Origin of the sequence: Solimonas sp. SE-A11 (assembly GCF_030345715.1) — a bacterium.
In the GTDB taxonomy this organism is placed as follows: Bacteria; Pseudomonadota; Gammaproteobacteria; order Nevskiales; family Nevskiaceae; genus Solimonas_A.
Map to the genome: position 1 here is coordinate 16,126 of NZ_JAUASX010000032.1, position 13,271 is coordinate 29,396.

A 13,271-nucleotide genomic window follows, 5' to 3' on the forward strand; every position below is an offset into this window, starting at 1 on the left:
GAGAGGGCTTTTCATGATCAAGACCACGAGCGGACTGGCGATGGCTGCATTGCTGATGGCCCTGGCCATGCCGGTGCTGGCGGCCAATGAACCCAAGCCCTCGAAGCCCGCCAAGACACAGACGAACGTCAAGCAGCAAGGGGCTCGGGGCAAGATCCAGTGCTGGACGGACGCACAGGGCAGCCGTGTCTGTGGCGACAGCGTACCCCCCGAGTACGCCAAGCAGGAAATCAACGTCATGGACAAGCAGGGGCGCGTAGTGGATACCCGCTCCCGCGAAAAAACCGCGGAAGAGCTCGCCGCGGAGCAGAAGGCCGCCGAAGAGGCTGCGGCACTGAAGCTCAAGACCGAGAAGCAGGCGGCCTACGACAAGTACCTCACCGACAGCTATTCCAGCGTCAAGGATCTGGAGCGCGCACGCAATGAGCGGCTGGCGACCCTGGACGGACGCATCAACCTGGCCAACCAGGCCGTGGCCGGTTCCGACAAGGTCAAGGCCGATCTTCAGGCACGGATCGACGGGCTGCTGAAGAAGGGCCGGCCGGTGGACCTTCAGCAGAGGCAGCTGCGTGAAGCGGACAAGAACCTGCGGGACAATCGGGCGGCGATCAACCAGATGCAGAAGGACCGCGAGCACGTGTGCAGCGACTTCCTGCGCGATATCCGCCGCTACCAGGAGCTGACGATGGGCAGTTCCGCCTACGCCAGCGAGTGCCCGGTCCCCGGATCTCCCGCCCTGGCGCTGGCGGTGGAGCGGCCCAAGCCGCCCACTGCCAAGAAGAAGACCGACAAGGACAAGAAGGACGCCAAGAAGGATCCCAAAAAGAAGGATACCAAGAAGAAAGACGAGAAAGCCAAGAAGCCGGTGGAGTAAGCGCCGGCTTCCCGGTGGTGCCTAACCCCGGATCAGCGTGCCGATGCCTGCATCGGTGAACAGCTCCAGCAGCACGGAGTGATCGACACGGCCGTCGATGATGTGGGCCGACTTCACGCCGCTGTTCACGGCATCCAGCGCGTAGCGCACCTTGGGCACCATGCCGCCGTAGATGGTGCCGTCCAGGATCAGGTCTTCCACCTGCGGCACGGTCAGGCCGGTGAGGATCTTCTCCTCCTTGTCCAGCACGCCCGGGGCATTGGTCAGGAAGATGATCTTCTCGGCCTGCAGCACGGCCGCGATCTTGCCGGCGGCGACGTCGGCATTGATGTTGTAGGCCTCGCCGTTCTCGCCCACGCCTACGGGGGCGATCACCGGGATGAAGCCGCCGGCTTCCAGGTGGGTGACGATGCGCGGATCGATCTTCTCCACCTCGCCGACCTGGCCGATGTCCTGGCCGCTCTTGAGCAGCATCTTGCGCGCGCGGATCAGCGAGCCGTCCTTGCCGGTGAGGCCCACGGCGCGGCCGCCCTGCTGGTTGAGCGCGCTGACCACGGCCTTGTTGACCAGGCCTCCGAGCATCATCTCGACCACGTCCATGGTCTCCTCGTCGGTGACGCGCATGCCCTCGACGAACTCGCTCTTCTTGCCCAGGCGTTCCAGGTGTGAGCCGATCTGCGGGCCGGCGCCGTGCACCACCACCGGGTTCATGCCCACCAGCTTCATCAGCACGATGTCGCGCGCGAAGGAGGAGATCATCGCGTCGTCCTTCATCGCGTTGCCGCCGTACTTGACCACGATGGTCTTGCCGGCGAAACGGCGGATGTAGGGCAGCGCCTCGGTGAGGACGCGGGCGATGTTGTGGGCGTTGATCAGGTCGATGGGCATGGGGGGGACTCACTGCTTGCCGGTGCTGCCGAAGCCGCCCGTGCCGCGGACGGTGGCGTGGAATTCGGTAACGGTTTCGAAGGCGGCACGCACCACCGGCAGGAACACCAGCTGTGCGATGCGCTCGCCCGGGTTGATCGTGAAGCTGTCCTTGCCGCGGTTCCAGCAGGACACCATCAGCTCGCCCTGGTAGTCGGAGTCGATCAGGCCCACCAGATTACCCAGCACGATGCCGTGCTTGTGGCCCAGGCCCGAGCGCGGAAGGATCACGGCGGCGAGACTCGGGTCGGCGATATGGATCGCAAGGCCGGTCTTCAGCAGCGTGGTGTCGCCGGGACTCAGCGTCAGCGGCGCATCCAGCAGGGCGCGCAGGTCCAGACCGGCGGAGCCGTCGGTGGCGTAGGCCGGCAAGGGTAGTTCCGACCCGACACGCGGGTCGAGGATCTTGATCTGGATCGTGTGCATGTCAGGCGTTGGCGATGTAACGGTCGGCGATCAGCCGCGCGAGGTCGCGGGCGAGGTCGTTCTTGTGGGCGGGTGCCAGGTCCTGGCCGCCCCCCTTCCAGTAGAGGCTGAGCTGGTTGGAGTCCACGTCGAAGGCCTTGCCGTTGCCGACCAGGTTGGCCGCGATCAGGTTGAGCTGCTTGCGCTCGAGCTTGCCGCGGGCGTGCTCTTCCAGCTTCTCGGTCTCGGCGGCGAAGCCGACGATGAACAGCTTCGGGTTCTCCTGGCGCAGCGTCGCGAGAATGTCCGGGTTCTTCACCAGCTGCAGTTCCATCGCATCCGAGGACTTCTTGATCTTCTGCTCGGCGACCGTGTCCGTGCGGTAGTCGGCCACCGCGGCGGCGCCCACGAACAGTTGCGCGCCGATGACGGCGGCGCGGGAGGCGTCCAGCATCTCGGCCGCGGTTTCCACGGATACGCGCTGCACGCCGCCCGGGGCCGCCAGCTGCGTCGGACCGCTGACCAGGGTGACGCTCGCGCCCAGGCGCGCCAGTGCGGCAGCCACGGCGTAGCCCATCTTTCCGGAGGAACGGTTGGTGATGAAGCGCACCGGGTCGATCGGCTCGCGTGTCGGCCCGGCGGTGACCACGGCCTTGACGCCGCGCAGCGGGCCGTCGCCGAACAGGCGCATCACGGCCTCGCGGATGTCCAGCGGTTCGCTCATGCGGCCCTCGCCGGTCTCGCCGCAGGCCTGGAAGCCGGCACCGGGGCCCACGGTGCGGATGCCGCGCTCGCACAGCGTCGCCAGGTTGGCCTGCGTGGCCGGGTTGGCCCACATCAGCCGGTTCATGGCCGGCGCCACCAGGATCGGGCGATCCGTGGCCAGGCACAGGGTGGTCAGCAGGTCGTTGGCCATGCCGGCGGCCAGGCGCGCCATGAAATCCGCGCTGGCAGGCGCCACCACGATGGCGTCGGGCCAGCGCGCCAGCTCGATATGCCCCATGGCGGCTTCGGCGGACGGGTCGAACAGCTCGGTACGGACCTCGCGGCCCGACAGGGCCTGGAAGGTCAGCGGGCGCACGAACTCGGTGGCGGATGCGGTCATGGCCACCTGCACCTCGGCCCCCGCGTCCATCAGGCGGCGCACGAGGTCGGCCGCCTTGTAGGCGGCAATGCCACCGGTCACCCCCAGGAGGATGCGGCGTCCGTCGAGCCTTGGTTCATTGGTCTGCATCGCAATATTCTATCTCCATCAAACAGGGGGCGACGCCGCATGGCGATCACGGATTGGCCGGAGGGCGAGCGCCCCCGGGAGAAGGCGCTGGCGCAGGGGGCGGCCAGCCTGTCGGACGCCGAGTTGCTGGCGATCTTCCTGCGTACCGGCCTGCCCGGCACCAGCGCCGTGGACCTGGCGCGGGAGCTGCTGGTGCGCTTCGGCGGTCTGCGCGGCCTGCTGAAGGCCTCGCGGGAGGAGTTCTGCACCGGCCGCGGCCTGGGCGATGCCAAGTACATCCAGTTGCAGGCCTGCGTGGAGATGGCCCGGCGGTATCTGGCCGAGGAGTTGAAGGCCAAGCCGGGCCTGAGCAGCCCGCAGGGTGCCCGCGACTACCTGGTGGCGCGCCTGCGCGACCTGGACCGGGAGGTGTTCGGGGCGCTGTTCCTGGATGCACAGCACCAGGTGCTGGCCTTCGAGGAGTTGGCGCGGGGGACGCTGGATTCGGCGGCGGTGTATCCGCGCGAGGTGCTGAAGGCGGCGCTGCGGCATAACGCGGCGGCGGTGATCTTTGCGCATAACCACCCGTCCGGAGTCTCGGAGCCCAGTGCGGCGGACCGGGCGCTGACCGACCGCCTCAAGGCGGTGCTGGGGCAGGTGGATATCCGGGTGCTGGACCACTTCGTGATCGGGGAGGGAAGGCCGGCTTCGTTTGCGGAGAGGGGCTGGTTGTAGCCGCGCTTTGGCGATGACCAAATGTCATCGCCCGCGGCGGAAACCACGGGCGGCCATGGAATGTTTGGCCCCGTTGAGGCATGACTCGATGTCATGCCGAAGTAAGCCAAACATGCCCCGGGGCTAGATCGGGAAGTGAACCCGCCATGGATGGCGCCACCGCTTTTGCCCCTCGCCCGCTTGCGGGAGAGGGCTTCTGTAGAGCGCCACTAGGCGGGCCCTTCGAGATTTACAGAATTCCTCTCCCGCAAGCGGGCGAGGGGACCGATACAGCTAGCCCTGCGCCTGCTTGTGCAGGTTCGCATCCACCACCGTCAGCGCTGTCATGTTGACGATGCGACGCACGGTAGTGGACGGCGTGAGGATGCTCACCGGCGCGGCGCAGCCCAGCAGCATCGGGCCAATCGCCACGTTGCCGCCGGCGGTGGTCTTGAGCAGGTTGTAGGCGATGTTGGCGGAGTCCAGGTTGGGCAGCACCAGCAGGTTGGCGTCGCCGTGCAGCGTGCTGCTGGTCAGGATCTCCTTGCGGTGGACTTCGCTCAGGGCGCAGTCGCCGTGCATCTCGCCGTCCACCTCCATCTCCGGGGCCTGCTCGCGCAGCAGGGCCAGGGTCTGGCGCATCTTCAGGGCGGAGGGTGAGTCGCTGCTGCCGAAATTGGAGTGCGACAGCAGCGCCACCTTGGGCTTGATGCCGAAGCGGCAGACTTCCTCGGCGGCCATGCGCGTGATCTCGGCCAGCTGGTCGGCCGTGGGGTCCAGGTTCACGTGCGTATCCACCAGGAACAGCTGGCGGTTAGGCAGGATCAGGGCGTTCATCGCGGCGTAGACGCTGTGGCCGGGCTTCTTGCCCAGCACGCGGTCGATGTACTGCAGGTGGCGCGCGGTGGTGCTGATCGTGCCGCAGATCATGCCGTCGCCCTCGCCCTTGCGCAGCAGCATGGCGGCGATCAGGGTGGTGCGGCGGCGCATCTCCAGGCGGGCGTACTGCTCGGTGACGCCGCGGCGCTCCATCAGCTGCAGGTATTCCTGCCAGTACTCGCGGTAACGCGGGTCATGCTCGGTGTTGACCACCGTCAGGTGCTCGCCCAGCTTCAGGCGCAGGCCATAGCGCTTGATGCGCTCCTCGATCACGCCGGGGCGGCCGACCAGCACCGGGCGGGCCAACTTGTCGTCCACGATGATCTGCACGGCGCGCAGCACGCGCTCGTCCTCGCCCTCGGCGAAGATGATGCGCGAGCGCTCCGGCGCCACCTTGCGCGCGGCGGCGTACACCGGCTTCATCATCGTGCCGCTCTGGTACACGAACTGCTGCAACTGCTGCCGGTAGGCGTCGAAGTCCGCGATCGGCCGCGTGGCCACGCCGGAGTCCGCCGCTGCCTGCGCCACGGCCGGGGCGATCTGCACGATCAGGCGCGGGTCGAAGGGCTTGGGGATCAGGTACTCGGGGCCAAAGGACAGGTCCTCGATGCCGTAGGCACTGGCGACGATGTCGCTCTGCTCACGCCGCGCCAGCGCCGCGATGGCGTGGACGGTGGCGATCTCCATCTCGCGCGTGATGGTGGTGGCGCCGGCATCCAGCGCGCCGCGGAATATGAAGGGGAAGCACAGGACGTTGTTGACCTGGTTCGGGTAGTCCGTGCGGCCGGTGGCGATGATGGCGTCGTCACGCACCGCCTTGACCTCCTCCGGCAGGATCTCGGGCGTGGGGTTGGCCAGCGCGAAGATCAGCGGCTTGGGAGCCATGGTCTTGACCATGTCCTGCTTCAGCACACCGGCGGCGGACAAGCCCAGGAAGATGTCGGCGCCGGGGATCACCTCGGCCAGCGTGCGCTGGTCGGTGGGCTGGGCGAAGCGGGCCTTGTCCGGGTCCATCAGCTCGGTGCGGCCCTGGTAGACCACGCCGGCCAGGTCGGTCAGCCAGATGTTCTCGATCGGCAGGCCCAGATCCACCAGCAGGTCCACGCAGGCCAGGGCCGCGGCGCCAGCGCCGCTGACCACCAGCTTGACCGCCTTGATGTCCTTGCCGAGCACCTGCAGGCCGTTGAGCAGGGCGGCACCGACGATGATGGCGGTGCCGTGCTGGTCGTCGTGGAACACCGGGATCTTCATGCGGGCGCGCAGCTTGCGCTCGATCTCGAAGCATTCCGGGGCCTTGATGTCCTCCAAATTGATGCCGCCGAAGGTTGGCTCCAGGGCCGCGATGATGTCCACCAGCTTGTCCGGGTCGCGCTCGTTGAGCTCGATGTCGAACACGTCGATGCCGGCGAACTTCTTGAACAGGACCGCCTTGCCCTCCATCACCGGCTTGGCCGCCAGGGGGCCGATGGCGCCCAGGCCCAGCACGGCGGTGCCGTTGGTGACCACGGCCACCAGGTTGCCGCGGGCGGTGTAGCGCGAGGCGGTATTGGGATCGGCGGCGATTTCTTCGCAGGCGAAGGCGACGCCGGGGGAGTAGGCCAGGGCCAGGTCGCGCTGGTTGCTCAGCTGCTTGGTGGCGGTGACGGACAGCTTTCCGGGCACCGGAAACTCGTGGTATTCGAGGGCGGCGCGGCGCAGTTCTTCTCTGATTTTCATGGGGGACGCGGTCAACGCTGGGGCGCGGCGGCGGCCTTGAAGCGGCCGGGGCGGCGCAGGGGGATCAGGACTAGGGGGCTGCTAAGGCTACCGCAATCGCTGCGATACCCCTTCGGGTCACCCCTACGGGGCGGGACCGTTCTGGCTCAGGGAGGTGTCCCGAGGCCGCTTATGTACTGCGAGTACACCACGCGTCTCGGGACATTGCCCTGCGCCAAAACGGTCTCCGTCACAGCGACCCCAGCAGCCTTAACAGGCTCCCAATAGAATATCCCGAAGCGGTCCGTGCCGGCTTTGGCCGGGCGGACGCGCGCCGGGGCCGGCTAGAACGCGGGGATCGGGGGCCTTGCCTTGCCGCGTGGCTGCTGGCACAATCGCGCCCCTTCTGCATGGCCTGTGGCCGTGTAAATTCTCTTTGACCAAGGTTTTGTGTCATGTCCAAAGTCTGTCAGGTGACCGGTAAGCGCCCGATGACGGGTAACACCGTCTCGCACGCCAACAACAAGCGTCGTCGCCGCTTCGAGCCGAATCTGCACTCCCACCGCTTCTGGCTCGAGTCCGAGAAGCGTTTCGTGGCGCTGCGCGTTTCCTCCAAGGGCATGCGCATCATTGACAAGAAGGGCGTCGAGGCCATCGTGGCCGAACTGCGCGCCCGCGGCGAGAAGGTGTAAGCCATGGCAAAGAAGAAGGAAGTAGAGAAGGTCAAGCTCGTGTCCACTGCCGGCACCGGCTACTACTACACGACCAAGAAGAACCGCAAGAACACGCCGGACAAGTTCGAGTTCAACAAGTACGACCCGATCGTTCGCAAGCACGTGGCCTTCAAGGAAGCGAAGATCAAGTAAAGGTTTTTGCACCTGGCCAAGCGAAGCCGGCCAGCAGCAGAAAACCGCAGGTTCCAGTGGGCCGCCCCAGGGGCGGCCTTGCTGTTTTCTGGAGCGGGTTTTTGGCTCCGATGGCCGGAAACTTCGCACTTGGCCAAGCGAAGCCGGCCAGCCGTGAAATTTCGCGGTTCCAGGAAACCACCCTCCGGGGTGGTTTCTCCGTTTCCCCCAGGGGGCTTCTGCGGTCTCAAGGCCGCCATCAACCGCCGCCCCCTGGGCGGCGGTCCTGTTTCCGGCATTTGCCCCGCCCGGTGCTCGCCAAAAGCCCAAACCGTCACGCCCTGGCCGTAATATTTCCTCATGACCCCGGACCTGCCGCCGCCCGATCTCCACGATGACGCCGACGCCGCTGCGCGTCCGCACCACCATCACCTGGAGCAGGCTCGTGCCCAGGTGATCCAGCTGTTGTCTCGCCAGTCGGTAGAGAAGGAGCTGCTGCTGCGGTCGGAGGGGCGCAACAGCGACGTGGTGGCGCAGCTGGTCGCACGACAGCACCAGACGGCGCTGGAGCAGCGCCTGTCGCTTTTCCACCCGGCGGACATCGCCTTCGTGCTGGAGGCCCTGGCGCCGGAGGCGCGGGACCTGGCCTGGACGCTGGTGCGGCCGTCGCGGCGCGGGGCGGTGCTGCTGGAGACCTCGGATACGGTGCGCCGGGCCCTGGTGCTGAACATGCCGCCCGAGGAAGTGGTGGCCCTGGCCGGCTCGCTGGATACCGACGACCTGGCGGACCTGGTCTCTTCGCTGCCGGAGGAAGCCCGCCAGCAGGTGCTGGAGCGCCTGGACAGCGCCGATCAGGCCGAGGTGCGCTCGATGCTCTCCTTCCCGGAGGGCACGGCGGGTTCGATGATGGACCTGGACTTCATCGCGGTGCGCGAGGACACCACCCTGGAGGCGGTGCAGCGCCTGCTGCGGCGGCGCAAGCTGTTGCCGGCGCATACCAACCAGCTGTTCGTGGTGGACCGCGGCAACCAGCTGCGCGGCCTGCTGCCGCTGGCCAAGCTGCTGCTGGGCGACCCGGAAGGGCAGGTGTCGGAGGTCATGAACCCGCGGCCGGTCTATTTCTACACCGACGATCCCTCGCGCGAGGCGGTGGCGGCCTTCGAGAAATACGACCTGATCTCGGCTCCGGTGCTGAACCTGCACCGGCAGGTGGTGGGCCGGGTGACGGTGGACGCGGTGCTGGACGAGGTCCGCGAGCGGGCCCAGACCGAGGGTCTGCGCCAGGTCGGTCTGACCGAAGAGGACGAGGACCTGTTCGCCCCGGTGGTGGCCAGCGCCAAGCGCCGCTGGCCCTGGCTGGCCATCAACCTGGCTACGGCCTTCTTCGCCTCGCGGGTGATCGGTGCCTTCGAGTCGATCATCGCCACCTTGGTAGCCCTGGCGGCGTTGATGCCGATCGTCGCCAGCATCGGCGGCAATACCGGAAACCAGTCCGCCGCGCTGGTGATCCGCGGCCTGGCCCTAGACCAGCTCAGCAATGACCAGCTGCGCCGCATCCTGCGCCGCGAGCTGTCGATCAGCGCCATGAATGGGGCACTCTGGGGCGGGGTGCTGGCCCTGTCCACGCTGCTGCTCTACCACCAGCTGCCGCTGGCGGCGGTGATCGCGGTGGCGCTGATGCTCAACATGTGCGTGGCGGCCCTGGTGGGCGTGCTGGCGCCGGTGTTGCTGCACCGGATGGGCCGGGATCCCGCGATGGGGTCCAGCATCATCCTGACGGCCACCACCGACAGCATGGGCTTCTTCATTTTCCTGGGCCTGGCGGCCGTCTTCCTGGTTTGACGGGCGCTGGCGGCCAAAGCCGCCGGCACGCTAACAGATGTCACACGCCATGCCGTAAAGTGCGCGATCCCATGACCGAAAACCCCCATATCATCCCCGAGTTGAGCCGCGTCATGATCGGCGCCGGCCAGCTGTTCCATGCCCGCGGCTGGGTTCCGGCCACCGGCGGCAACTTCTCCGGCCGCCTGGGGCCCGAGCGCATGCTGATCACGGCCTCCGGCTGCCACAAGGGCGAGCTGACCGAGGCCGATTTCCTGGTGGCGGACCTGGACGGCCGGCCGATCGGCAGCAGCCGCAAGGCCTCCTACGAGACCCTGCTGCACTGCCAGCTGTACAAGCACGATCCGGCCATCGGCGGCGCGCTGCACACCCATTCGGTGGCCAACACCCTGCTGTCGCGCCGCTTCGAGCGCATCCGGCTGGCCGGCTATGAGCTGCTCAAGCTGTTGCCGGGGATCAAGACGCACGATGCCGCTGTCGAAGTGCCGGTGTTCGAGAACGACCAGGACATCGCCCGGCTTGCGGCGCGCGTGGACGCCCATATGAAGCAGGATCCGGCCACGCCGGCCTACGTCATTGCCGGCCACGGCCTGTATGCCTGGGGCTCCACGGTGGCCGAGGCGCGCTGGCGCGTCGAGGCCCTGGAATTCATGTTCGAGTGCGAACTGCGCTCGCAGTTGTTGAAGTAAGGAGAAAAGCCATGACCACTCTCACGATCTACGCCGACAGCGATGCCCAGCAGCCGCTGCAGACGTTGACGCGCTTCGAGGATATCCGCGATGCCCTGGCCGGCATCGGCGTGGAGTTCGAGCGCTGGGACGCTTCCAAGCCGCTGAAGCCGGAAGACGGCGCCGAGGAAGTGATCGCCGCCTACCAGGACGCGATCGAGAAGCTCAACAAGAAGTATGGCTTCGTCACCATCGACGTGGTGGCGATGCACCCGGAGAACCCGCAGGCCGAGGCGGCACGCGGAAAGTTCCTGGCCGAGCACACGCACGACGATTTCGAGACCCGATTCTTCGTCGACGGTTCCGGCATGTTCTACATCCGCTCCGGCGGCAAGGTGTACATGACCGAGTGCACCCGCGGCGACCTGATCAACCTGCCGGCCAACGTCACGCACTGGTTCGACATGGGCCCCAAGCCCTTCTTCAAGGCGATCCGCTTCTTCCGCATCGCGGAAGGCTGGGTCGGCAAATTCACCGGCGACACCATCGCGGATCGCTTCCCGCGCTTCGAGCGGGCGGCCTAAGACAGCCGCTTTCTCTGGCTTCCCTCTCCCGCTGGCGGGAGAGGGGGAAGAGGACGCAACAATGATCAAAGCCATCGTCACCGACATCGAGGGGTGAGTCGGAAGCAGATGGATGTCCGGTGGACATCCATCCCGACGAACGCCAGGCCATGGATGGCCGGGCCGGAACCAAGCGCCATGGATGGCTAAGGAAAACCAATGATTAAAGCCATAGTTACCGACATCGAGGGTACAACCTCCTCGATCGACTTCGTGCATCAATCCCTGTTCCCTTATGCCCGGATGCACATGCGCGCCTTCCTGCGCGCGCAGGCCGGCAACGACGCCGTGCAGCGCGAGCTGGCCGAGGTGGAGCGCCAGGAAAACCGTGACCTGTCGCTGGACGAGGCGGCGGACGTGCTGGAGCAGTGGATCGCCGAGGACCGCAAGTACACGCCGCTGAAGGCGCTGCAGGGCATGATCTGGCGTCAGGGCTACGAGGCCGGCGAGCTGAAGGGCCATGTCTACCCGGACACGCCGGAGGCCTTGCGCCGCTGGCAGGGCGAGGGGCGCAAGCTCTACGTCTATTCCTCGGGCTCCGAGGAGGCGCAGCGACTGATCTTCGGCTACAGCGATGCGGGCGACCTGACGCCGCTGTTCTCGGGCTATTTCGACACCCGCATCGGCGGCAAGCGCGAGGCGGCGTCCTACCGCAACATCCTCAAGCACATCGGCCTGCCGGGCGAGCAGGTGCTGTTCCTGTCCGACATCGGCGAGGAGCTGGATGCGGCCCAGGCCGCGGGCATGAAGACCTGCCAGCTGCTGCGAGACGAGCGCACCAGGCCGGCGGCGCACCCGCAGGTGGACAAGCTCACGGACGTGACGCTGTAGGGCGCGATGCCGTAAACGAGAACGGGCCCGAAAGGCCCGTTTTTTTTACGTCTTCGGCAGGCGGTCCGCCCAGCCCGCGGACGGGTCGCCGATCACCACGAACAGCGGGTTCAGTAGCGATTCCTTCTGGTTGTAGCGCAGTGGCTGCAGGCCCGGCATGACCAGCACCTGGGCGCCGGCCTGCTCGGCCACGCACTGGCCGGCGGCCGTGTCCCACTCGCTGGTAGGGCCGGTGCGCGGGTACAGGTCCGCCACGCCGTCGGCCACCAGGCAGAACTTCAGCGAGGAGCCGCGGCTGACCGCGTCGTGCTCCGGCATCTTCTCCAGGAAGGACTCCAGCGCGGCGTCGCGGTGCGACTTGCTGACCACCAGCGCCGGGCGGGCCGGCGACTTGCGGGTGCGGATGGCGCTCTTCTGGCCGTTCTCGATGCGCCAGGCGCCGAGGCCCTGGGCGGCGATCCAGCTGGCCTTCAGCACCGGGCCGTGCACTACGCCCAGTACCGGGACACCGTTGTCGAGCAGGGCGATGTTGACGGTGAACTCGCCGTTGCGCTTGATGAATTCCTTGGTGCCGTCGAGCGGATCCACCAGCCAGTAGCGCGTCCACTGGCGCCGCGTCTCGTAGGGGATGTCGGCGTCTTCCTCCGACAGCACCGGGATGTCCGGCGCCAGGGCCTTGAGGCCGGCGACGATGTGATGGTGCGCGGCGAGGTCGGCCTGGGTCAGCGGCGAGTCGTCGTCCTTGGTGGTGACGGCGATATCCGACTCGTAGACGGTCAGGATCTTCTCACCGGCCCCGAGGGCGATGGCCAGCACCTGGTCCAGGGTTTCCTGCGATACCTTCACGTGACGCCTCCTCGAAATCAGGCGGGTATCATAATCCCCTGATGAGCGAGAACCTCCTTCAAGTGGACTGGTCGCGGGCCGATTGGGTCATCCTGGACATGGATGGCACGATCCTGGACCTGGCCTACGACAACTATTTCTGGCGCGAGCTGATCCCGGAGCGCTATGCCTGGGCCCGGGGGCTGAGCCTGGAAGATGCGCGGGCCGAGCTGCTGCCGCGCTTTGTCGAGGTGCAGCACACGCTGCCCTGGTACTGCACCGACTACTGGAGCGACATCACCGGCCTGGACGTGGCGGGGCTGAAGCGCGAGATTCGCCAGCACATCCGGGCACTGGAAGGCGCCGAGGACTTCCTGCGGCACGTGCGCGACTCCGGTCGCCAGCTGTGGCTGGCGACCAATGCCCATCGTGACAGCTGGACGCTGAAGATGGAGCAGACCGGCCTGGGGCATTACTTCCATCACATCGTCAGCTCCCATGATTACGGCGCGCCCAAGGAGGATCCGCTGTTCTGGCAGCGCTTCCTGGCCGACAAGCCCTTCGAGCGCGAGCGGGCGATGTTCGTGGACGACAGCCTGCCGGTGCTGCAGGCGGCGCGCCGCTTCGGCGTGGGCCAGGTGGTGGGCCTGCGGCATCCGGACTCCACGCAGCCGAGCCGTGCCGATTTCGACTGGCATCCGGCGGCGGACCGCATCGAGCAGCTGATTCCGCGCTGAGGCGGGAGCGCAGCCGGGACGCAGTCCGGCGGCAAAGAGAAAGGCCCGCATGGCGGGCCTTTTTCGTGTCCGTGACCCGTCCTGCCCAGGGTTGACACCTTTTCGAAGTCGAGAAGGAGAGTCAAATGGAATCAAGGGTTAAGAGGACGCAGCGCGATTACACGATGGCCTTTAAGTTGGCGGTTGTGGATCA

At 66.9% G+C, this 13,271-nt stretch carries 14 protein-coding genes; 9 read left to right on the forward strand and 5 right to left on the reverse strand.

All coding sequences use genetic code 11. The features are described from left to right. The first annotated feature begins 13 nt into the window (after positions 1-13). Positions 14-874 carry a hypothetical protein gene (locus QT386_RS22545; protein WP_289276006.1) on the forward strand — a complete coding sequence of 287 codons (861 nt, stop codon included), beginning with the start codon at positions 14-16 and terminating at the stop codon, positions 872-874. A 21-nt stretch (positions 875-895) separates the two neighbouring features. Here the strand turns inward: QT386_RS22545 and argB are convergent, their stop codons facing one another. Genes argB through coaBC form a run of 3 tightly spaced genes read right to left on the reverse strand, consistent with a single transcriptional unit; the run spans position 896 to position 3,440 of the window. Beyond that, entirely contained in the window at positions 896-1,762 is an 867-nt protein-coding gene (gene argB, locus QT386_RS22550; protein ID WP_289276007.1) for an acetylglutamate kinase, read from the reverse strand. A gap of 9 nt (positions 1,763-1,771) precedes the next feature. Then, on the reverse strand, positions 1,772-2,227 hold the full coding sequence (dut, locus tag QT386_RS22555) for a dUTP diphosphatase (protein WP_289276008.1): 456 nt from the start codon (positions 2,225-2,227) through the stop codon (positions 1,772-1,774). A gap of 1 nt (position 2,228) precedes the next feature. After that, positions 2,229-3,440 (reverse strand): bifunctional phosphopantothenoylcysteine decarboxylase/phosphopantothenate--cysteine ligase CoaBC, encoded by a 1,212-nt coding sequence (gene coaBC / locus QT386_RS22560; protein ID WP_289276009.1) that lies wholly within the window; start codon positions 3,438-3,440, stop codon positions 2,229-2,231. A gap of 39 nt (positions 3,441-3,479) precedes the next feature. Here coaBC and radC point away from each other — a divergent pair, with 39 nt between their 5' ends. Continuing rightward, positions 3,480-4,154, forward strand: coding sequence for a DNA repair protein RadC (gene radC, locus QT386_RS22565; RefSeq protein WP_289276010.1), 675 nt, complete (start codon positions 3,480-3,482; stop codon positions 4,152-4,154). Between the two features lie 273 nt (positions 4,155-4,427). On the opposite strand, the gene QT386_RS22570 is transcribed toward radC, so the two are convergent. Next, positions 4,428-6,728 (reverse strand): NADP-dependent malic enzyme, encoded by a 2,301-nt coding sequence (locus tag QT386_RS22570; protein WP_289276011.1) that lies wholly within the window; start codon positions 6,726-6,728, stop codon positions 4,428-4,430. A 434-nt stretch (positions 6,729-7,162) separates the two neighbouring features. Here QT386_RS22570 and rpmB point away from each other — a divergent pair, with 434 nt between their 5' ends. From rpmB to mtnC, 6 genes are all read left to right on the forward strand, one after another. Next, complete coding sequence (gene rpmB / locus QT386_RS22575; RefSeq protein ID WP_289276012.1) at positions 7,163-7,399, forward strand: 50S ribosomal protein L28; 237 nt, start codon at positions 7,163-7,165, stop codon at positions 7,397-7,399. 3 nt (positions 7,400-7,402) lie between these two features. Continuing rightward, positions 7,403-7,573, forward strand: a complete 171-nt coding sequence (rpmG, locus tag QT386_RS22580; RefSeq protein ID WP_289276013.1) for a 50S ribosomal protein L33 — start codon at positions 7,403-7,405, stop codon at positions 7,571-7,573. Between the two features lie 339 nt (positions 7,574-7,912). Next, on the forward strand, positions 7,913-9,394 hold the full coding sequence (mgtE, locus tag QT386_RS22585; RefSeq protein WP_289276014.1) for a magnesium transporter: 1,482 nt from the start codon (positions 7,913-7,915) through the stop codon (positions 9,392-9,394). A gap of 71 nt (positions 9,395-9,465) precedes the next feature. After that, a complete protein-coding gene (locus QT386_RS22590) occupies positions 9,466-10,083 on the forward strand; it encodes a methylthioribulose 1-phosphate dehydratase (RefSeq protein ID WP_289276015.1) in 618 nt (205 codons plus the stop codon). Between the two features lie 11 nt (positions 10,084-10,094). Then, positions 10,095-10,646 (forward strand): acireductone dioxygenase, encoded by a 552-nt coding sequence (locus tag QT386_RS22595; protein ID WP_289276016.1) that lies wholly within the window; start codon positions 10,095-10,097, stop codon positions 10,644-10,646. Between the two features lie 198 nt (positions 10,647-10,844). Next, entirely contained in the window at positions 10,845-11,516 is a 672-nt protein-coding gene (mtnC, locus tag QT386_RS22600; protein ID WP_289276017.1) for an acireductone synthase, read from the forward strand. A 45-nt stretch (positions 11,517-11,561) separates the two neighbouring features. Here the strand turns inward: mtnC and cysQ are convergent, their stop codons facing one another. Further along, on the reverse strand, positions 11,562-12,362 hold the full coding sequence (cysQ, locus tag QT386_RS22605) for a 3'(2'),5'-bisphosphate nucleotidase CysQ (protein ID WP_289276018.1): 801 nt from the start codon (positions 12,360-12,362) through the stop codon (positions 11,562-11,564). A 41-nt stretch (positions 12,363-12,403) separates the two neighbouring features. On the opposite strand from cysQ, the gene yrfG reads away from it, so the two are divergent. Continuing rightward, a complete protein-coding gene (yrfG, locus tag QT386_RS22610; protein WP_289276019.1) occupies positions 12,404-13,078 on the forward strand; it encodes a GMP/IMP nucleotidase in 675 nt (224 codons plus the stop codon). Positions 13,079-13,271 lie beyond the last annotated feature (193 nt).

Bases quoted from the DNA above. Each gene is read 5' to 3' on its own strand.
- QT386_RS22595 (WP_289276016.1), top strand. From the start codon at position 10,095: ATGACCACTCTCACGATCTACGCCGACAGCGATGCCCAGCAGCCGCTG.
- QT386_RS22545 (WP_289276006.1), top strand. From the start codon at position 14: ATGATCAAGACCACGAGCGGACTGGCGATGGCTGCATTGCTGATGGCC.
- argB (WP_289276007.1), bottom strand. From the start codon at position 1,762: ATGCCCATCGACCTGATCAACGCCCACAACATCGCCCGCGTCCTCACC.
- coaBC (WP_289276009.1), bottom strand. From the start codon at position 3,440: ATGCAGACCAATGAACCAAGGCTCGACGGACGCCGCATCCTCCTGGGG.
- rpmG (WP_289276013.1), top strand. From the start codon at position 7,403: ATGGCAAAGAAGAAGGAAGTAGAGAAGGTCAAGCTCGTGTCCACTGCC.
- mgtE (WP_289276014.1), top strand. From the start codon at position 7,913: ATGACCCCGGACCTGCCGCCGCCCGATCTCCACGATGACGCCGACGCC.
- rpmB (WP_289276012.1), top strand. From the start codon at position 7,163: ATGTCCAAAGTCTGTCAGGTGACCGGTAAGCGCCCGATGACGGGTAAC.
- dut (WP_289276008.1), bottom strand. From the start codon at position 2,227: ATGCACACGATCCAGATCAAGATCCTCGACCCGCGTGTCGGGTCGGAA.
- QT386_RS22570 (WP_289276011.1), bottom strand. From the start codon at position 6,728: ATGAAAATCAGAGAAGAACTGCGCCGCGCCGCCCTCGAATACCACGAG.
- QT386_RS22590 (WP_289276015.1), top strand. From the start codon at position 9,466: ATGACCGAAAACCCCCATATCATCCCCGAGTTGAGCCGCGTCATGATC.
- radC (WP_289276010.1), top strand. From the start codon at position 3,480: ATGGCGATCACGGATTGGCCGGAGGGCGAGCGCCCCCGGGAGAAGGCG.
- mtnC (WP_289276017.1), top strand. From the start codon at position 10,845: ATGATTAAAGCCATAGTTACCGACATCGAGGGTACAACCTCCTCGATC.
- yrfG (WP_289276019.1), top strand. From the start codon at position 12,404: ATGAGCGAGAACCTCCTTCAAGTGGACTGGTCGCGGGCCGATTGGGTC.